Here is a 19,844-nt window from a genome sequence, read left to right on the forward strand (position 1 = left end):
TCAGTCGGCGGTGTGTCGAGTGAGTCGGACTCCGGTGACGGCGTTACTGCTCACCGACGTCACTTCGAGGGTGAAGCCCGGCAGAGCGACGTGGTCGCCCGGGGCTGTCGGGATGCGCCCCAGGTCCGCCACCACCAACCCGGCGATCGTTGCGAAGTTGCCTTTCGGGACGTTGTCGAGGTCGACGCCGAGGTCCGGCAGGTCGTGGACGGGAAAGGTCCCCGGCAGGAGCAGCCTGCCGTCGGGCATGGTCTTCACCGACCAGATGTCACGGTCCGCCTCGTCGTAGATCTCACCGACGATCTCTTCCAGCAAGTCCTCGAGTGTGACGATCCCGGCCACCCCGCCTCGTTCGTCGATCACCATTGCGAAGTGCTCGTGCGCATCCATGAACGTGCGCAGGGCCGCGCTGACGCGCAGGCTGTCCGGCAACCTGACGACGGGATGCATCACATCCGCCACGGTGCCCGACGAGCCGAGGAGGTCCCGCAGATGCACGACGCCGAGAACATCGTCGAGGTCGCCGGAGGAGACCACCGGCGCCCGGACATGACCCGAGTCTGCGAGGTCCCGCCGAGCCTGTGCCACCGGCAGTCCCGCGTGCAATCTCCACACCGCCGGCCGCGGCACCACAACCTCCCGGAGCAACCGTTCGTGTATCTCCAGCGCTCCGGTGATGATCGTCCGCTGCTCGGTGGACAGGCCGCGGTGGGCGGTGATCAGCTGCCGTAGTTCCTCGACCGTCAACTCTTCTCTGCCGACGTGTGGATCACCCCCGAGCAATCGCACGACCACGTCGGTGGCCTTGCCCAGGAACCACACCACAGGTCGGGCGGCCACGGCCAGCACTTCCAGTGGCATCGCCACCACGACGGCCCACCGGCGGGCGTGCTGCATGGCCAACCGCTTGGGTGCAAGCTCGCCGACCACCAGCGTGAGGATCGCCACCAGGAGGGTGACCACGGTGATACCCACAGCTTCGGCGGCCTCGCCGAGGAAGGACAGGCGAGCGACAAGCGGTTCCGCCAGCGTCACCGCCGCCGTGGCCGAGGCGAGGAATCCCGCCAGCGTGATACCCAGTTGAATCGTGGCCAGAAATCGGTTCGGCTCGCGCGCCAGACGCACGACCACACGCTCGCGGCCCCTGCCGCGGCGTTCGAACTCGCGCAGCTGCCCCTCTCGCAGAGAGATGTACGCGGCTTCGCTTCCGGCCAGCAGACCGTTGACCACGATGAGCACCAGCACCAGGGCGACCTGCGGCCAATAGTCGGTCATCTACGGGCCCGAAGCCACTTCTCCGCGCCCACCACCACGCTGACGACCATCGCGATCGCGAAGATGCGCAACCAGCCACCGGCGTCCAGCGGCGCTGTCTGGAACACCGAGTTCATGGCAGGCAGGTAGGTGATCAGGAGTTGTGCAACGGCTTGCACCATCACCCCGACAACCAGGAGGCGATTCGTGAAAAGGCCGATGCGCCAGGCTGACTGGGTCAGGGACCGGCAACTGAAGAGGTAGAACGCCTCCACCACGACGAACAGGTTCAGCGCCGCGGTGCGCGCCTCGGGTAGCGTGGCGCCGTTCGCCAGCTCCCACTCGAACAGCCACCACGAGCCGGCGACGAGAAGTCCGGACACCAGCAGAATTCGGCCGACCAGGGCGCGAGTGAGCAGCGGCTGACCCGGATCGCGCGGTGGTCGGGTCATCATGCCGGCTTCTTTGGGTTCGAAGGCGAGCATCAGCCCGAGGGCGACAGCGGTGGTCATGTTGATCCACAGGATCTGGGTCGGCAGGATCGGCAGTGCCGAACCCAGGGCGATCGCCACCAGAATCACCAGTCCCTCACCGATGTTGGTGGGCAGCGTCCACGTGATGAACTTGGTCAGGTTGTCGAAGACGCCGCGGCCTTCCTCCACGGCGGCTTCGATGGTCGCGAAGTCGTCGTCGGTCAGCACCATGTCGGCTGCGTCCTTGGCGACCTCGGTTCCGCTCCGCCCCATGGCGACCCCGATGTTCGCCTGCCGCAGGGCCGGCGCATCGTTGACGCCGTCGCCGGTCATCGCGACGACGTGTCCCCTGTCCTGTAACGCCTCGACCAGTCGCAGCTTCTGCTCCGGAGACACCCGGGCAAAAACGCTCGCCCGCTCGACGGCGTCCGGGAACTCCTCAGGAGGTAGCGCGGCCAGGTCTGCGCCGGTGAGGACAGCGCGATCGTCGGCCGCGCCGTTGTCGAGCACCCCGACGGCACCGGCGATCGCGCTCGCGGTGCTGGCGTGGTCGCCGGTGATCATCTTCACCGCGATACCTGCGGTGTGGCAGGCCGTCACGGCCGGTGTGGCCGCCGCCCGGGGTGGATCGAGCATGGCCTGAAGTCCGGTCAGAGTCACCGCGCCGGGGAGGGCTTCCTCGCTGAAATCAGCCGGGTCCGCGGGTGTGCGGACCCCGGTCGCCAACACTCTCAGGCCTTCGGCGGCAAGAGTTTCGACTGCCTTCAGCACGGCCGGGCCGTCGATGGGTTCGATCGCACCGTCGGCGCGCATCTGGGTGCTGCACAGTTCGAGCATCCGCTCCACCGCACCCTTGACCAGCACGACGTGTCCGTTGCCGGACCTGTGCAAGGTGGCCATGTACTGGCGTTCCGAGCTGAACGTGATCGTGTCGACACGGGGTTGGGCTTCGACGAGAGCCTCCGGTGTGAAGCCGGCCTTGACCGCGACGACCAGCATCGCCGCTTCGGTGGGGTCTCCGACGATGTCCCACCGATCGCCGGCCGATGTCAGGACCGCGTCATTGCATGCCGCACCGGAAAGGAGTGTCCATCGCAGGGCGGCATTCGTCTCGAGGGAGACCGGAGTGCCACTTCGCGACAGCAACGCTCCGTCGGTGGCATAACCGGCGCCCGTCACGACCACCGGCTCGTCGGGAGTCCAGATTTCTCGCACAGTCATCTGGTTCTCGGTCAGCGTGCCGGTCTTGTCGGCACAGATCACCGTGGTGCCGCCAAGGGTCTCCACCGCGGGTAGCCGGCGAATGACCGCTCTGCGCTTGGCCATCCGTGAGACTCCAATGGCCAGCGTGATCGTCACAGCAGCGGGCAACCCTTCCGGGATGGCGCCCACGGCGAGCGCGACCGCCGCCGTGAAAGTCTCCACCGCATCCTGGTTTCGCAGCAAGCCGATGGCGAATGTCAACGCGGCGAGCGCCAGGATCCCGACGGTGAGCACCCTGCTGAACCGAGCGAGTTTCTCGGTCAGCGGTGTCGCCAATATCGTCGCGGTACCGACAAGCCGGTGGATCTCCCCGATCTCGGTTTCGGCACCCGTGGCCACCACCACCCCCGCGCCGGATCCGGCGGTCACCAGGGTCCCGGAGTGGGCCATGTTGTGCCGGTCCGCGACGGGAGTCGCGTCGGGGAGAACGACTTCATTCTTCGCCACGGGCACCGACTCGCCGGTCAAGGCCGACTCGTCGACGCGCAGGTCGACCTCTCGGAGCAACCGGATATCGGCAGGCACCTTGTCGCCGGCCTCGACCAGTACCAGATCACCCGGCACCAGTTCTTCGGATGTGATGACCCGCTCGTGCCCGTCACGAACCACTTTGGCGTCGGTACGGACCAGCGCGCGCAGGCTCTGTAGCGCAGCCTCCGCCTTGGACTCCTGAATGAAGCCGACGGCGGCGTTGACGATCACCACGGCAAAGATCACGACGGAGTCGACATACTCGCCCAATAGCGCGGTGACGGTGCCGGCAATCAATAGGACGTAGATGAGTGGGTGGTGGAACTGACCCAGGATTCGCAACAGCAGACCAGCTCCCCGCTGTGCGGGAAGGAGGTTGCGTCCGTACCGTTTCAACCGCTGGGCGGCTTCGTCACCGCTGAGGCCGCGGTGGGGGTCGGTCTCCAAAAGCAGAACGATCTCGTGGCCGGAGATCCCGTGGTGCGTGCTCGCCTCGAAAGACGTCGGTGCAGCCATCAGGTGTTTGCGGCGTCTGGTTCGATGACGAGCACCGGTACCGACGAGTGCTCGATGATGTCAGCCGACACGCTACCGAGCAGCCGGGTGGACAGGCCCTGGCCGCGGCGGCCGACGATCAGCAGGTCCATATCCTGCTGATCGGCGAATCCGCGTAGCGTCGGCCCGGGCGCTCCGGCCAGCACCTCGGTGTGAACCACGCCCCAGATCTCAACGCCTTCGGCCAAATCGGTCAGGCGCCGCTCGGCGGCGTCGATGTCGGCACTGGAGGCTGATTCGGCCGCTTCGTAGTGCACGACCTCGGCCAGCACCAGCAGGGCGCAATGTGGCCCGAACAGCCGTAGCGCGGTTGCCAGCCCGCGCGCGGACTCAGCCGACCCGTCGAGGCCCACCAGCACGCGCAATCCCGTTGCGCCCTCAGCCCGTTGTGGCGGCGCACCCTTGGAGCCGAATCTGACCAAGCCGGGACGGCGTTGCACCCGTTCCACCGCGATCGGCACGAACAACGGCCCCAGGACCACAGCGATCAGCGTCCATAACGGGTCGTGGCCGTGGCGTGCCATCCACAGTCCGGACAGCAGTCCGACGAGGATCCAGGCAACGATCAGTGCGACGACCAGTGTTGTGCTCACACTTTCCACCGTCCCAGACTGACGCGTATCGAGCCAGGGACTTTGTGCCTTGGCCGGGCTTCGTTCGTCAGTCGGCCGAATCCTGCAGGCTCGGGTCGACCGCTTGGCCGAACACCATGCCGGCACCAGGCTTGATGAGAGCGCTCAGCGCCCAAGCGAGAACTGCTGCGACGAAGGAAAACCCGAGCCTCCAGCAGGCCGAAGACGAGGCCCGCGATTGCGGCGATGCCGATCTGGAGCGCAGGATGTGACAGCGACTTCATGCGTTCCTCCAGGTAGGCAGCGTCGGACCACACGAACGTAGGCCGCCGGGGCTACCTGGAGGTGCCCGCCGTAATTCGGGCACGTTGCCGCTGATCTGGCAGACGCGATTACGCCGGTGTGGCCGCCTTCCGTGCCGCGATCTTGGCGCGGACCTGGTCCATGTCGAGCGCCTTCACCCTGGTGATGAGGTCCTCCAGCGCGGCTGCCGGCAGAGCCCCGGCCTGGCTGTACACCAGCACGCCGTCGCGGAAGGCCATCACGGTCGGGATCGACCGAATGTCCAGGGTGGCGGCCAGATCACGCTCGGCCTGGGTGTCGACTTTGGCGTGTACCACGTCGGGGTGTGACTGCGAGGAGCGCTCGAAGACCGGGGCGAAGGCGCGGCACGGGCCACACCATGACGCCCAGAAGTCGACGAGCACGATGGGATTGTCGACGATGGTGGACTCGAAGTCGTCGTAGGAGAGGTTCTTGGTGGTCATATTCTTGATTGCCATGGCGGTGTCCTTTCTCGGTATGTTGCTGTGTGACCGTAGGAACTTTCAGGCCCGACCCTTGAGCATCAGGTTCCAGTACATGAACGGCAGCCCATATTTCTTGAGGTACCAGTAACTGCGGTGCGGCTTGGTCGGGTCGATCAGCGGGATGGACGGTGTCAGGTTCAGGTCGTAGTCGAACTCTGCTAGCAGCATCGAGTGCGATGACGTCACGATCGGGCACGAGCCGTACCCGTTGTACGACGCGCCGAGGGGGCGGCCGTCGAGATAGGACTCGATGTTGTCGACCACCACCGGGGCCTGCTTGCGGATCGCCGCACCGGTCTTGGAGTTCGGCGATGATCCGGCGTCGCCGAGACTGAATACGTTGGGGTAGCGCGCATGCTGCATGGTGTGCTTGTCGATCTCGACGTATCCCCCAGCGTCACCGGTCGACAGCGGGCTGGACTTGATCCAGTCCGGCGCCGACTGCCGAGGCACCGCATGCAACACGTCGTAGGACAGCATGGTGTCGGTCCCGCCGGCGGCGACGCTGGTAACCCCGACCTTGTGTGCCGCCGCGTCGACGGAGGTCACCTCCGCGTTGGTGTGCACGGTGATGCCGTAGTCCGCGGCGACATCATCGAGGTTGTCCGCGATCGCCGGGATCCCGAACAGCCGCGGTGTCGGCACCACCAGGTGAACGTCGATGTCTTTGAGCACACCCTGGGATCGCCAGTAATCCGACGCCAGGTAGGCGATCTTCTGCGGCGCCCCAGCACACTTGATCGGACCGGACGGCATCATGAAGACCGCACTTCCCGAACGCATGCCGCGGATGTACTCCCAGGTGCGCGGAGCCAGGTCGAACCGGTAGTTCGACGACACCCCGTCCTTGCCGAGGCTCTCCTGCAATCCTTCGGTGCGACTCCAGTCGAGTTGGATCCCGGGGCAGACCACGAGCACGTCGTACTCGTATTTCGCCCCGTCGGCGCAGCTGACTGTGTTGTTGTCCGGGTCGACGGCCGTCGCGGCGTTCTGAATCCATCGCGCCCCCTTGGGCATCACCGAGGCTTCCGGCCGTGCGGTCGTCGAGGCCTTGGCCTGACCACCGCCGACCAGGGTCCACAGTGGCTGGTAGTAGTGCGTGTCGGAGGGCTCGATGACGGCGACGTCGTCGTGTCCCTTGCGCTGCAGGCGCGCGGCGACGGTGATTCCAGCGGTGCCGCCGCCGACGATGACGACCCGATGCTTGGCGGTGATCATGGCTACTGTTCCTATTCTGTTGTCGGCTAGGCGTTCTGGTGGGTGTCGTCCCAGGCGCCGTAGCCACCCAGAATGTCGCTGACATCGGCGAAGCCGTTCTGCCGCAGCAGGCTCGCGGCCACCGAGGACCGGTAGCCACCGGCGCAGTACACGACGGTCGGCTTGGCCGGGTCCAGTTCGTTCAACCGGCTCGGCAGCTGACCCACCGGGATCGCGCTCGCGTTCGCAATGGTTCCTGCCGCCACTTCGCTCGGGTTTCGGACGTCGACGACCTGCAGGTCTGCTAGTTCTGAAGCTCGCTCATCGAATGCCTTGGCGGTCAGACGCGAAGCGATCTGGACGTCACCTCGATGGGCGAACATCACCTCGAACGGTCGGTCCAGGTAGCCGATCACCCGGTCGAAACCGATTCGGGCGAGCCGGTTCTTACCTTCAAGCTCCTGTCCCGGCTCGGTGAAGAGCACGATATCGACGTCCGAGGGCAGGATCGACCCGGCGAACTCGGCATAGCGGCCCTCGAGCCCGATGTTGACCGCGTGGCGCAGATGGCCGAGGGCGAACTCCTCGGGGGTGCGCCCATCCACGAGGACGGCGCCTTCCTCGATGGCCTTTTGCACCTGCTCATAGGACATCGGTGTGGGCTTCTTGGTCTCGTCGAGCAATTCACGATCCTTGCGGTTGAGGATCGCGTCGTAGACGAAGTAGCCGGGCGCCGGCGGCTGCCCTTCGGTGACGAGGTCCATGAAGGTGGCCTTGTCGGGTGCCCGCAGGGCGTAGTTGGTCGCCTTCTGCTCCCCCATCGTCGACCACAGGTCGGTGGACAGGTTCTTCCCGCATGCTGAGCCGGCTCCGTGGGCCGGGTACACCCGGGTCGCGTCGGGCAGCGTCATCAGCTTGTTGTGCAACGAGTCGTAGAGCTTGTCGGCCAGTTCCTCGCGGGTGAACCCGATCGAGGCCAGCAGGTCTGGTCGGCCGACATCGCCGATGAACAACGCATCGCCGGTCAGGACACCGTAGGGAACCTCGTCACCGGGATGCTCGTACACCACGATGCTCAACGACTCGGGCGTGTGACCCGGAGTGTGGCGGAATTCCAGCGTCACCTCACCGAGCGAATAGCGCTCGCCGTCGGCGACACCCATCGACTCGAACTCGGTCTCGGCGACCGAGGAGTACACGATCTTGGCGCCGGTGGCCTTGGCCAACTCCAGGTGGCCCGACAGGAAGTCGGCGTGGAAGTGGGTCTCGATGACGAGTTCGATCGTGTAGCCGAATTCCTTGGCGTCGGCCAGATACTCGGCCACATCACGCTGCGGGTCGACAACAACTGCGCGTCCGGTGCTTTCGTCGGCAATCAGATACGACGCATGGGACAGGCAATCCAAGTAGTACTGGATGAACTTCATGTCTGCAGACCTTTCGTTGGCGGTGGGTGTCGGCGGTGGCGACAACTTCTGCTTCACACTGTGCCTATACCCCTGTGGGTATGTCAAGTACCCCTGGGGGTATAAATATTTCCACTTGCTATTACCCCAGGGGGTATGTGTACCCTGGGATCCAGATATACCCCCTGCGGTATGAGGAGTGGCCCGTACCGCCCGCTGAAAGGACCACAGATATGACCGCGCCAGCCATCATCGATCCGCAGAACCTCAGTGACCTGCTCGGTTCGGCGACGCCCCCTCGGGTGCTCGACGTCCGCACCCCGGGTGAGTTCGAGACCGCGCACATCGCCGGGGCGTACAACGTGCCGCTGGATCTGCTACGGGAACACCGCGACGAGATCATCAAGCACCTCGACGAGGACGTCGTGCTGGTCTGCCGCTCCGGTCAGCGCGCCGCCCAGGCAGAGGAGACGCTGCGCAGCGCCGGGCTGGGCAACGTGCACATCCTCGACGGCGGCATCACCGCCTGGGAAGCCAGGGGCTTCGCGGTCAACCGTGGCGCCCAGCGTTGGGACCTCGAGCGACAGGTCCGCCTGGTCGCCGGCTCCATCGTGCTCTCCAGCATCCTGGCCAGCGTCGCCCTACCCAAAGCCAAGTGGCTGGCCGCCGCGATCGGCGGCGGGCTGACCTTCGCGTCACTGACCAATACGTGCGCGATGGGCATGGCGCTGTCGAAGCTGCCGTACAACCGCGGCGCCACCTGTGACGCGCCGACCATCGTGTCCCAGCTCGTCGCCGCTACTCCCACAGCCCAGAAAGCGAGCTGACCGGCCATGATTGCGCTCACCATCGGTCTCGCCGTCTTCGTCGGCATCTCGCTGGGGCTGCTGGGCGGCGGTGGCTCCATCCTGACCGTGCCGCTGCTGGCTTATGTGGCCGGGATGGACGCCAAACAGGCCATCGCCACCTCGTTGCTCGTCGTCGGCGTCACCAGCGCGATCGGCGCCATTTCGCACGCGCGGGCCGGCCGGGTGCAGTGGCGCACCGGCCTGATCTTCGGCGGGGCAGGCATGGCCGGCGCCTACGCCGGCGGCGTGCTGGCCCGCTTCATCCCGGGGACCGTGCTGCTCATCGGCTTCGCCGTGATGATGATCGCCACCGCCATCGCGATGCTGCGCGGCCGTAAGAATGCCGAGACCTCCGACGGCGGACACCGGCTGCCGATGCCGAAGATCGTCGCCGAGGGCCTGGTGGTCGGTCTGGTGACCGGCCTGGTCGGCGCCGGCGGCGGCTTCCTGGTGGTGCCGGCCCTCGCGCTGCTCGGCGGGTTGCCGATGCCGATCGCCGTCGGCACCTCGTTGATCGTCATCGCGATGAAGTCGTTCGCCGGCCTGGCCGGGTATCTGTCCAGCGTCCAGATCAACTGGACGCTCGCGTTGGCCGTCACCGCCGCCGCAGTTGTCGGCGCTCTGCTCGGAGCCCGCCTGACCGCAAAGGTCGACCCCGACGTGTTGCGGAAGGTTTTCGGCTGGTTTGTGCTCACGATGTCCTCGGTTGTCCTAGGCCAGGAGATCCACCCGGGCGTCGGGATCGCCGCTGCGGCACTCACTGCGGTCGCCGCCGCCATGACCTTCGTGTGCACCCGGTACGCCCACTGTCCGCTGCGACGCCTGACCCGGCAGATCGGCGCGGCAGCCGCATGATCACCCCAGGGAATACCCCCACGGGTACCATGGCTATATCGTCCGGAGAGAGGAGCAACACCATGGTCGGTGACGAGGACGCAATCGCCGCGGTACTCAACAGGCTGCGCAGAGCCCAGGGCCAGCTGGCCGGGGTGATCTCGATGATCGAACAGGGCCGAGACTGCAAGGACGTCGTGACGCAGTTGGCCGCGGTGTCGCGGGCACTGGACAAGGCTGGGTTCAAGATTGTGGCAACCGGTTTGCGGGAATGCCTCACCGGAGAGGCCGCCGAAGGCCAGCAGCCGATGACCGAAGCCGAGCTGGAGAAGCTGTTCCTGGCCTTGGCATGACCGAGCCGCAACGACATCGAGTAACACGAGATCGGGAGGGAACGATGAGCTACGCATTGTCGACGACACTGCACACCACGTTTGAGGACGCGGTGGACAAGACCCGTAAAGCACTGGCCGATCAGGGTTTCGGAGTGCTGACGGAGATAGACATGAAGGCCACCCTGAAGGCCAAGCTGGGCGAGGACATGGAGGACTATCTGATCCTCGGCGCTTGCAATCCGCCGCTGGCGCACCGCGCGGTCAACGCCGATCGCCAGATCGGGCTGTTGTTGCCCTGCAACGTCGCCGTGCGCACCGACACCACCAGCGAGGGTGCGGTGATCGTCGACGCGATGGACCCGCAGGTGATGGTCCAGCTCTCCGATCAGCCGGGGGTCCGCGAAGTCGCCGACGAAGCCGCAGCCAAACTGCGGGCCGCAATCGAATCGCTGGAATCCGCCGACGCGCGGTAAGACAAGGAGTTCGAAGTGGACATCAATGTAGATGTCAAGATCGACATCGCCATCATCGAGACCACCGGGTTGGGTGATCGCAGTTACCTGATCAGCGCCGGCGGTGACGCCGTCGTGGTCGACCCGCAACGCGACATCGACCGGGTGCTCGACCTGGCCCGCGAGCGGGGGGTGCGGATCACCCACGTGCTGGAGACGCACATCCACAACGACTACGTGACCGGCGGACTCGAACTGTCCCGAAGCACAGGAGCCGAGTACGTGGTCCCCGCCGGTGATGACGTCGGCTACCAACGACGTGCTGTCAGCGACGGCGACGAGATCCGCTCCGGTTCGCTGCGGTTCGAGGTCATGCACACCCCCGGCCACACCCACAATCACGTGAGCTATGTGCTACGGGATTCCAGCGGCACTGTGGCCGGCGTGTTCACCGGCGGTTCGATGCTGCACGGGACGACCGGACGCACCGACCTGCTCGGCGCGGAGCAAACCGAGGAACTCAGTCACGCGCAGTTCCACTCGGTGCGTCGGCTCGTTGCGGCGCTTCCGGATGAGACCGAGGTGTATCCCACCCACGGGTTCGGCAGCTTCTGCTCGGCAACCCCGGCCAGTGGTGACTCATCCACAATCGCCGATCAGCGCAGGGACAATCCGGCGCTGACCCAGGACGAGCAGAGCTACGTCGACGAGCTGATCGCGGGACTGTCGGACTACCCGGCCTACTACGCGCACATGGGTGTCATCAACACCGAAGGTCCGGCCCCCGTCGATCTTTCGTTACCACAACCGGTTGATCCGGACGAACTGCGCCGGCGGATCGATGCCGGCGAATGGGTGGTGGACCTGCGCACCAGAACGGCCTTCGCGGCCGGGCACCTCGGCGGCACCCTGGGCTTCGAGTTGTCCGACTCGTTCGTCACCTACCTCGGATGGCTCTACTCATGGGGTTCGCCGCTCACTCTCATCGGGGAGACCAAGGATCAGATCGCCGATGCCCGGCGTGAACTCGCGCGCATCGGTGTCGACAACCTGACCGGGGCGGCAGTCGGCGAGATCACCACGCTGGCCGGCGACGCCCCGCTGCGGTCCTATCGTGTCGCCGACTTCGCCGGCCTTGCCGCGGAGATCGACAAGAACACTTCTACCGTCCTCGATGTCCGTCAGAGCGGTGAGTACGACGACGGCCACGTCCGCGGCGCGCTCAACATTCCGTTGCACGAACTCAGCAAGCGCATCGATGACGTCCCCGGCGGCGAAGTGTGGGTGCACTGCGCTTCCGGGTACCGCTCCTCGATCGCCGCGTCGATGATCGACCGGCCCGGCCGCACAGTCGTCCTCGTGGACGACACCTTCGACAACGCCGAGAAGCTCGGGCTGGTCGGCTAGCCGAGTGCCGCCGAGTACAGCAGCGCCACCACGATCGCCGCAGCGAAGCCGACGGTGGCACCGCCGATCATGAGTACCTCGGAGCGCGGGGCGAGCATGACAACTCGCCCCGCGACGACCGGGCTGGCACTGATCTGCCGCGATCTCCGGTAGCCGATACCGAGGACGAGCAGCGCGAGCAAGGTGGCGGTGAGTGCGAGTGCCGTCCGTCCAGGGCCGAGCGGGCCGTGTTGCCGCAGCATCACCAGCGCGCCCCCGATCAGGAATCCGAATGCGCTTCTCTCCCAGGACAGTAGCGTGCGTTCGGCTGGAAGCCCGGGCTTCTGCGGCTCCCGGCGGGGCATCTCACGCCCCCGCCGGCGGCCAGATGACCAGGATCACGAGCACCACGACGGTCACTGCGAATATCGATGCGCCGAGCAGCAGCGGCACGTGTGTGGGCGGCAGATCCTGGTCCCTCCGCATCGCGGTCTGCACATGCTGCCAACGCCGCACCGCAAGCGCCGCCAGCACACCACCCCCTGCGGTCAGCACCACACTGAGACCGTGCCGTACACCGGGGATTCCGAAGGACGGCACGAACTGTACGACGGCGATGCCTCCGGCGATCAACGCCAGCGCCGTTCGTATCCACGCCAGGAAAGTGCGCTCGTTGGCCAGTGTGAAGCGGTAGTCCGGCTCTTCCTCACCGGTCGGTTCGGACGATCGTTCGTGACCGGCAGAACCCATCGGACCGTATCCCCTCGAGCGAACGTTGTTCGTGACAGCCTAAGCCGCCGTCGTGCCTCCCTGAAGCACTAGGGCCCACCAGTTGAGGACCAATGCCTCCAGACGTGACGTCGTGCGGCGACCTAGCGTCAGGGTCATGACGGATCCGATTGCCCGGGGAATCGTCGTCGCCGTCGACGGTTCAGCCTCGTCGACCGCAGCGGTCGAATGGGCCGCTCGCGACGCCGAGCTGCATCACGTTCCGCTCAAGGTGGTGCACGTCGTCGCTCCCCTGACATTCGTCGCCGAGGGGTGGTCGGCGTTTCCGAGCGAGGTCTACTCCCAGGCCCAGGAGGACGAGGCAGCTCGAATCCTGGAACAGGCTCACAAGGTAGCCGTCGAGGCGGCCGCCCCTGACAGGGCCTCGCAGGTGACCAGTGAGGTGCTGCACGAACCGATCGTGCCGGGCCTTGTCGACCTCTCCAAGACCGCCGGCATGGTCGTGGTGGGCTGCCGCGGCGAAGGCGGGGTGGCGGGCGCGCTGCTGGGCTCGGTCAGCTCCGGGCTGGTGCACCACGCGCACTGCCCGGTGGCGGTGATCCACGACGAGGACCCGGCTCCCCAACCGTCCCAGGCCCCCATTGTGGTGGGCGTCGACGGCTCTCCCACCTCGGAACTGGCCACCGGCATCGCGTTCGATGAGGCCTCCCGGCGCGGGGTGGAGTTGGTGGCGCTGCACGCGTGGACCGACATGGGTCCGCTGGAGTTTCCCCGCACGAACTGGGCGCCCATCGAATGGCGGAACTACAAGGAGCAGGAAGCGGAGGTGCTGGCCGAGCGGCTCAGCGGATACCGGGAGCGCTACCCCGATGTCGCCGTCCGCAAGGTGGTGGTCAGCGACAGACCGGCGCCTCGCCTGCTCGAGCAGGCCGAGGATGCGCAGCTCGTCGTGGTGGGCAGTCACGGCCGCGGTGGCTTCACCGGCATGCTGCTGGGATCGGTAGCCCGGGCGGTCGTGCATTCGTCGATGGTTCCGGTGATCGTCGCCCGCACGCCCGAACACCGATGATCTGAAATACAATTCGCGGTACCCGACGTCTGAGAGGTTTTCGCCGGTGGCAGTTCGTGTGGTGATGGGATATGACGGCTCGCAGGAGTCGGGCACCGCGATCGACGTCGGGGTGTCGTTGTTTCCAGGGGCGCACGGTTGGATCACCTATCTGTGGGTCCCGCCCTTCGCCAGCGAAAAGGTGCGGCAGCGGTTGCGCTCGCGTGCCCGCGACACCGACGAGCTGGTCGCGTTGGTCGAGCAGGAGGGGGAACGCGAGGCCCAGCGTGTCGTCACCACGGGTGTGACGTTGGCCGGTGCCGCCGGGTGGGACGCCGAGCCCCTGTTGAAGCGGACCTGGGGAGGGGAAGGCTGGCGCATCGCACAGGTCGCCGAGGAGGTCGACGCGGACCTGGTCATCGTCGGCTCTCGCGGGCTGGGGGGCGCCAAGGCGTTTCTGGGCAGCGTTTCGGACCTGGTGGTGCACTACTGCGCGCGGCCGATGGTCGTCGTGCCGCATCCGATGTTGTCCACCGAACACGAGGCACTGGCCGGCGGGCCGGTGATCGTGGGCTGGGATGGCTCCGCCGGTGCCGAGAAGGCGCTCGAGGCAGCCATGCGCTTGCTCCCGGACAGGGATCTGTTGCTGGTCTCGGTCGACAACGATGACCCTGTCGACGAACCGGCATCTGTCGACGCCGAGGTGTTGGGCAGCCGAAAGGTCGAGAGGCTCAGGGTCGAACGTGGTCACGGCTTCCCCGCTCACGCATGCGCGGATGCATTGATCAGCGCTGCGCGAGACCACGACGCGGCGGTCATCGTGGTCGGTTCGCGCGGCCGCTCAGCGGCACGGAAGATCCTGCTGGGCAGTGTCGCCATGGCCACGCTGCACAACGCTGAGCGGCCGGTCATGGTCGTTCCCAGCGAGTGGGAAGTTCCGTAAGCCACCACCCCGATCAGCTGCGAATAGCACGCTCGACGTCGCCGGCCGAGAGTTCTGAGAACGGCCGCGTCCGGTCCATCGGTGCTGGGCTGGGAGATCCGCGGACAGAGCCCGGAAAGCATTCTGCTGGGCTGTGATTCGCGGATCGGGATGCCGGGCGAGTGGTTCTTCTCACTGCGGCCCGATGGCCGGTCCCGCTGCCGCCTCGGGCCAGCGGTGGTGACCGACAAGCATCATCAGTATTCTGCGTTTTGGACAGAGATCGTGCGGGTAAACCCTCGCCGTCCGTCGGGGAGCAACGACGCCGGCCTCGGGTCAGATACGAGAACAGGCGGTCCAGATGAACAGAATCGGTCGTTGGTTTGCAGGAGTCGCCTCCGTGGTGGTGGCCGCCGCGGGTTCGGTCGTCGTCGCGGCACCGTCGTACGCCGCCCCGTGTCCCGACGTCGAGGTCGTGTTCGCCCGCGGCACATTCGAACCGCCCGGGATCGGCGCCACCGGCCAGGCGTTCGTGGATTCGCTGCGATCGAAGACCAACGGCAAGTCCGTCGATGTCTACGCGGTGAATTACCCTGCCTCCCTTGACTTCGCCGCCGCCGCCGACGGAGTCATCGACGCGAGCAACCGGGTCGTGGACATGGCGGCGAACTGCCCGAACACCGACATCGTCCTCGGCGGCTTCTCGCAGGGGGCGGCGGTCGCTGCCTACATCACCGAGGACGCCATTCCCGAGGGCTACACACCACCTCCCGGTATGACCGGACCGATGCCGCCGTCGGTGGCCGATCAGGTGGCCGCGGTGGCGCTGTTCGGAAAGCCGTCCACTGGTTTTCTGCAGATGCTCAACACCGGCGCTCCTCCCATCGTCGTCGGGCCGGCGTACGAGTCCAAGACGCTCGACCTGTGCATCCCGGAAGACCCGGTGTGTTCTCCGTCCGGCGGCGACGGCGGCGCGCACAGCGCCTACACGCTGCGGGGCCTGACGGACCAGGCGGCGGACTTCGCGGCGAGCAAGCTGTAAACCCCAGTTTTTGACACCCGTCAACACTGTGATCGGGCTCACTGCTAGGTTCGTCGCGTGGCTCGCCCTGCAGACCTCCTCATCGAACGTCCCGCCGACCTCAGCGCCGACTGGTTGACCGCAATCCTCGGTCAAGGCCGCATCTCGGGGTTCACCACCGAGCGGATCGGCACCGGCCAGATGAGCGAGTGCTACCGCGTCGCTCTGACGTATGCCGACACGGGCGCAGGCGGCCCCACGTCGGTCGTGCTCAAAGTCGCCGCAACCGATCCCAACAGCAGGCAGACCGGGATGGCACTCGGTCTCTACGCGCGCGAGGTCCGTTTCTACACCGACATCGCGCCGGGGCTGCCCGGCCCGGTGGCACCGTGTCATCACGCCGCCTACGACCCGGAGACCGGCGCCTTCGATCTCCTGCTCGGTGACGCGGCGCCAGCCGTCGTCGGCGACGAAATCCGCGGCGCGACAGCGGACCAAGCGGAGCTGGCGGTCGCCGAACTCGGCCGGGTTCATGGTCCGCTACTGAGCGACACCACGCTGGCCGGCGCCGACTGGCTCAACCGCGAGTCGCCGGTGAACCAGGCGCTGCTGGCCCAACTGTGGGCCGGCTTCTCCGAGCGCTTCGGCACCGCGATCGACCCGGTACACCGCGAGGTGTGCGAACGGCTGGTCGCTGCATTCGACGCGTACGTCGCCGCCGAGGCCGACGGGCACCGGGTCCACGGCCTGGTGCACGGTGACTACCGCCTCGACAACATGCTGTTCGGCCAACCCGGCGCGGACCGGGCGCTGACCGTGGTGGATTGGCAGACGGTCACATGGGGGCCGGCGTTCACCGACGTCGCCTACTTCCTCGGCTGCGCCCTGCCGGTCGAGGTACGCCGCGACAACTACGACCGGCTACTGCGCGCCTACCACCGAGCACTGGGTCCCGAGACACCCGTCGACCTGGACGCCGTCCGCGACGGGGTTCGCCGCCAGAGCTTCTTCGGCGTGATGATGGCGATCATCTCGTCCATGCTCGTCGAGCGCACCGAGCGCGGCGACCAGATGTTCATGACGATGCTGGCCCGGCACTGCGAACACGTGCTGGACACCGGGGCGCTGGCCGTACTGCCGGAAGCCGTGCTGCCCGAACCACTCTCGCCCCTTGCCGGGGATGAGGGTCCGCACCCGCCGACCGCTGAAGAGCTGTGGAACGAGAGCTGGTACTTCGATTTCGCCGACGCCGGCCAGGATGTCGGCGGGTGGGTGCGCCTCGGGCTGGTGCCGAACCAGAAGACCGCCTGGATCAACGCGCTGGTGTGCGGGCCGGACATGCCCACGGTCGCCATCGTCGACTTCGCCGCGCAACTGCCGGCCGACCCGTCAGAGATCCGCACCGAGTCGGCGCACCTCACATTCGACGCCAGCGAACCACTGCAGACCTACCGGGTGACCGTCCACGGCCGCGGTGAGGTTTTCGACGACCCGGCGGACCTGCTGCGCGGTGAGCGCGGCCGGCCGACGGAGTTGACGATGGACCTCGTCTGGACCACCGCGGGCACTCCCTATCAGTACCGCATCACCCCGCGCTACGAGATCGCCTGCACCGTAACCGGGGCCGTGACCGCCGACGGCCGGGCGTACCACTTCGACGCGGTCGCCGGTCAGCGGGATCACTCGTGGGGAGTCCGCGACTGGTGGGCCATGGACTGGGTGTGGCACGCCCTGCATCTCGACGACGGCACCCATCTGCACGGCGTCGACCTCCGCATTCCCGGCATGCCCCCGATGGGCATCGGCTATCTGCAACCACCGGGGTCGCCGCTCACCGAACTAACGACGGTCAGCGCCGAGGCCACCTTCGCCGACAACGGGTTGCCCGTCTCGACGTCGCTGACCCTGCAGCCCGGCGATGTGACCGTCGACGCCGAGATCCGCGGGCACGCCCCGGTCCGGCTGGGTGCCGACGACGGGCGTGTCAGCTACTTTCCGCGCGCCTGGGCGACCGTCACCACCGGCGACGGCCGCACCGGCATCGGCTGGCTGGAGTGGAACCGCAACGCAGGCTGACGCCGGGTCACTTCCGCGCGCTGCGGGTTCCCTTCTTGACCAACCCCCGCTTGCGGGGTGCCGCGGTGGATTTCGGCCGCTTCGAGGGTGGCACCTCAGACGCCATCACCGCATCGGCGCGCGCCCAAGCCCGGTGCAGACCCAGCGCGGCAACAAGTTCCGCAGAGAAGGACTTGTCGGCGTCGCTACTGATCAGCACACCGGGGGCGCCCCGGTCGATCCCGGCGGCGTCGAGCAACGAGACCCCGTCCCCCCAGGCACCCATCGCCTTACAGTGCCGGAAGAGCTCCTGCAGCATCACCACGACCTTGATGTCGGTGGTCGGTGTGGTGCCTGCCGCGACGACGATCGCGTCGAACTCGATCGAGCGGGCTGTGGTGAAAGTGCGCTGCACCACCACCGAGCGGCGTCCCGACTTCAGGGTGCCGCCGACGGGTGCGGTGACCAGCACCTCGACGCCCAGCTTCTCCAGAGCCTTGGTCAACGTCGTGACGCCGGCCAGATCCGATCCCGCGTCGGCGATCACCGCCACCTTGCGACCGGCGACCGGCCCCGGCTCGGTGACGACCTGGGACAGCGCCGCCGAGGTGGTGACGTCCTCGGGCGGGTTTCCCTTGGGTGCAGGAAGTCCCAGACCGTCCGCGACCTGCCTGCACAGTTCGGAGTCGACGTTGGCGAGCACCTCGAGTTCGCGTTCCTTGATGGATTGCTCGTAGCACTTGCCCAGCTCGAAGGTGAACGCCTCGATGACGTGCACCTGCTCGACCTTCGTCAGGCTGCGGTAGAACATCGCGGCCTGGGTGAAGTGGTCGCTGAACGAGACCGGCTCCGCGCGCTCGACTGGACCGTCGACAGCGCGGGGCGTGGGAACGTAGCCGCCTTCCTCGGCGGTGGCGACCAGCGGTTCACCCCCGTCGATGCTGTTGCGCAGGTACGGCGCCTGCCCGGTGTGCACGGCGGTCTGGTGCATGCCGTCGCGCAGCATGTCGTTGACCGGGCAGTGCGGCCGGTTGATCGGTAGCTGCGTGAAGTTGGGTCCGCCAAGCCGCGTGAGCTGGGTGTCCAGATAGGAGAACAGCCGGGCCTGCATCAGGGGGTCATTGGTGACCTCGATCCCCGGTACCAGGTTGCCGGTGTGGAACGCGACCTGTTCGGTCTCGGCGAAGTAGTTGGTGGGGTTGCGGTCCAGGGTCAACTTGCCGATCAGCTGCACCGGCGCCAGCTCCTCGGGCACGATCTTGGTCGGGTCCAAAAGGTCGATGCCCTCGAAGGTTTCGGTGCCGTCGTCGGGCATCACCTGGATGCCCAGTTCGTATTCCAGGGGAGCGCCCGCCTCGATCCCGTCGGCCATGTCGCGGCGGTGGAAGTCCGGATCAACCCCGGCGGTGATCTGTGCTTCCTCCCACACCAGCGAATGCACCCCGGCGACCGGCTTCCAGTGGAACTTCACCAGGCTGGTCTTGCCCTTGGCATTGACGAGCCTGAAGGTGTGTACGCCGAAGCCTTCCATGGTCCGGTACGAGCGCGGGATGCCGCGGTCACTCATGTTCCAGAAGACGTGATGGGTGGCCTCGGTGTGCAGTGACACGAAGTCCCAGAACGTGTCGTGCGCCGACTGCGCCTGCGGGATCTCGCGGTCGGGGTGGGGCTTTCCCGCGTGGATGATGTCGGGGAACTTGATGCCGTCCTGGATGAAGAACACTGGGATGTTGTTGCCGACGAGGTCGAAGTTGCCCTGGTCGGTGTAGAACTTCACCGCAAAACCGCGGGTGTCGCGGACGGTGTCGGCCGAGCCGCGCGATCCCAGGACGGTGGAGAAGCGGCAGAATACGTCGGTGCGCTTGCCCTTGTCGGCGAGGAACTCCGCTTTCGTGACGTTGGCCGCGTTGCCATAAGCCTCGAAGGTGCCGTGCGCGGCGGCGCCACGGGCGTGCACCACGCGTTCCGGGATGCGCTCGTGGTCGAAGTGGGTGATCTTCTCGCGGAGGTGGAAATCCTCCATCAGCGTCGGTCCCCGGTTGCCGGCCTTGAGTGAGTGGTCCGTGTCGGGCAGCCGCAGGCCTTGCGCAGTGGTCAGGTAGCGGCCGGTCTGCGCGCGCGAATCCATGTGTCCTGCCGCATCTTCGGGCGCACCGGCAGGTCCAACGGCGGGCGGGGCGGTCTGGTCTCGATTGCGTGAGGGGGGCATCAGTG

The 19,844-nt window shown here is 66.7% G+C and carries 18 protein-coding genes; 9 read left to right on the forward strand and 9 right to left on the reverse strand.

The window, feature by feature from the left end; all coding sequences use genetic code 11:
- The 6 genes from BEMPMBAN_RS18845 to BEMPMBAN_RS18870 form a co-directional block, all read right to left on the reverse strand.
- Positions 1–1,275: a hemolysin family protein gene (locus tag BEMPMBAN_RS18845; RefSeq protein WP_159232782.1), complete on the reverse strand. Its 1,275-nt coding sequence runs from the start codon at positions 1,273–1,275 to the stop codon at positions 1–3.
- Positions 1,272–3,977, reverse strand: a complete 2,706-nt coding sequence (locus tag BEMPMBAN_RS18850) for a cation-transporting P-type ATPase (RefSeq protein WP_159232783.1) — start codon at positions 3,975–3,977, stop codon at positions 1,272–1,274. Before BEMPMBAN_RS18850 ends, BEMPMBAN_RS18845 begins: the two co-directional genes overlap by 4 nt.
- On the reverse strand, positions 3,977–4,609 hold the full coding sequence (locus BEMPMBAN_RS18855) for a universal stress protein (protein ID WP_234897564.1): 633 nt from the start codon (positions 4,607–4,609) through the stop codon (positions 3,977–3,979). The genes BEMPMBAN_RS18850 and BEMPMBAN_RS18855 overlap by 1 nt, the downstream gene beginning before the upstream one ends.
- Before the next feature lie 371 nt (positions 4,610–4,980).
- Entirely contained in the window at positions 4,981–5,355 is a 375-nt protein-coding gene (gene trxA / locus BEMPMBAN_RS18860; RefSeq protein WP_159232828.1) for a thioredoxin, read from the reverse strand.
- Between the two features lie 60 nt (positions 5,356–5,415).
- Positions 5,416–6,615 carry an NAD(P)/FAD-dependent oxidoreductase gene (locus tag BEMPMBAN_RS18865; protein WP_159232784.1) on the reverse strand — a complete coding sequence of 400 codons (1,200 nt, stop codon included), beginning with the start codon at positions 6,613–6,615 and terminating at the stop codon, positions 5,416–5,418.
- A gap of 26 nt (positions 6,616–6,641) precedes the next feature.
- Positions 6,642–8,021 (reverse strand): MBL fold metallo-hydrolase, encoded by a 1,380-nt coding sequence (locus tag BEMPMBAN_RS18870; protein ID WP_159232785.1) that lies wholly within the window; start codon positions 8,019–8,021, stop codon positions 6,642–6,644.
- Between the two features lie 212 nt (positions 8,022–8,233).
- Here BEMPMBAN_RS18870 and BEMPMBAN_RS18875 point away from each other — a divergent pair, with 212 nt between their 5' ends.
- The 5 genes from BEMPMBAN_RS18875 (at position 8,234) to BEMPMBAN_RS18895 (ending at position 11,876) form a co-directional block, all read left to right on the forward strand.
- Positions 8,234–8,827: a rhodanese-like domain-containing protein gene (locus tag BEMPMBAN_RS18875; protein WP_159232786.1), complete on the forward strand. Its 594-nt coding sequence runs from the start codon at positions 8,234–8,236 to the stop codon at positions 8,825–8,827.
- A gap of 6 nt (positions 8,828–8,833) precedes the next feature.
- Entirely contained in the window at positions 8,834–9,703 is an 870-nt protein-coding gene (locus BEMPMBAN_RS18880) for a sulfite exporter TauE/SafE family protein (RefSeq protein ID WP_159232787.1), read from the forward strand.
- Positions 9,704–9,765: 62 nt separating this feature from the next.
- A complete protein-coding gene (locus tag BEMPMBAN_RS18885; RefSeq protein ID WP_159232788.1) occupies positions 9,766–10,035 on the forward strand; it encodes a metal-sensitive transcriptional regulator in 270 nt (89 codons plus the stop codon).
- A 44-nt stretch (positions 10,036–10,079) separates the two neighbouring features.
- Positions 10,080–10,490, forward strand: coding sequence for a DUF302 domain-containing protein (locus BEMPMBAN_RS18890; RefSeq protein ID WP_159232789.1), 411 nt, complete (start codon positions 10,080–10,082; stop codon positions 10,488–10,490).
- Between the two features lie 39 nt (positions 10,491–10,529).
- On the forward strand, positions 10,530–11,876 hold the full coding sequence (locus tag BEMPMBAN_RS18895) for an MBL fold metallo-hydrolase (RefSeq protein WP_159232829.1): 1,347 nt from the start codon (positions 10,530–10,532) through the stop codon (positions 11,874–11,876).
- Here BEMPMBAN_RS18895 and BEMPMBAN_RS18900 read toward each other — a convergent pair.
- Both BEMPMBAN_RS18900 and BEMPMBAN_RS18905 read right to left on the reverse strand, forming a co-directional pair.
- Positions 11,873–12,220: a DUF202 domain-containing protein gene (locus BEMPMBAN_RS18900; RefSeq protein WP_159232790.1), complete on the reverse strand. Its 348-nt coding sequence runs from the start codon at positions 12,218–12,220 to the stop codon at positions 11,873–11,875. The two genes, BEMPMBAN_RS18895 and BEMPMBAN_RS18900, sit on opposite strands and share 4 nt — an antisense overlap.
- 1 nt (position 12,221) lies before the next feature.
- On the reverse strand, positions 12,222–12,605 hold the full coding sequence (locus tag BEMPMBAN_RS18905; RefSeq protein ID WP_159232791.1) for a YidH family protein: 384 nt from the start codon (positions 12,603–12,605) through the stop codon (positions 12,222–12,224).
- 136 nt (positions 12,606–12,741) lie between these two features.
- Here BEMPMBAN_RS18905 and BEMPMBAN_RS18910 point away from each other — a divergent pair, with 136 nt between their 5' ends.
- The 4 genes from BEMPMBAN_RS18910 to BEMPMBAN_RS18925 all read left to right on the forward strand — a co-directional run bounded on the left by BEMPMBAN_RS18910 (position 12,742) and on the right by BEMPMBAN_RS18925 (position 17,651).
- Entirely contained in the window at positions 12,742–13,653 is a 912-nt protein-coding gene (locus BEMPMBAN_RS18910; RefSeq protein ID WP_159232792.1) for a universal stress protein, read from the forward strand.
- Between the two features lie 46 nt (positions 13,654–13,699).
- Positions 13,700–14,575 (forward strand): universal stress protein, encoded by an 876-nt coding sequence (locus BEMPMBAN_RS18915; protein WP_159232793.1) that lies wholly within the window; start codon positions 13,700–13,702, stop codon positions 14,573–14,575.
- Positions 14,576–14,915: 340 nt separating this feature from the next.
- Positions 14,916–15,596: a cutinase family protein gene (locus tag BEMPMBAN_RS18920; protein ID WP_159232794.1), complete on the forward strand. Its 681-nt coding sequence runs from the start codon at positions 14,916–14,918 to the stop codon at positions 15,594–15,596.
- 57 nt (positions 15,597–15,653) lie between these two features.
- Positions 15,654–17,651, forward strand: coding sequence for a DUF7064 domain-containing protein (locus BEMPMBAN_RS18925; protein WP_159232795.1), 1,998 nt, complete (start codon positions 15,654–15,656; stop codon positions 17,649–17,651).
- Positions 17,652–17,658: 7 nt separating this feature from the next.
- On the opposite strand, the gene BEMPMBAN_RS18930 is transcribed toward BEMPMBAN_RS18925, so the two are convergent.
- Positions 17,659–19,839, reverse strand: coding sequence for a catalase (locus BEMPMBAN_RS18930; RefSeq protein WP_159232796.1), 2,181 nt, complete (start codon positions 19,837–19,839; stop codon positions 17,659–17,661).
- Between the last annotated feature and the right edge of the window lie 5 nt (positions 19,840–19,844).

This window comes from Mycolicibacterium austroafricanum (genome assembly GCF_902705885.1).
In the GTDB taxonomy this organism is placed as follows: Bacteria; Actinomycetota; Actinomycetes; order Mycobacteriales; family Mycobacteriaceae; genus Mycobacterium; species Mycobacterium vanbaalenii_A.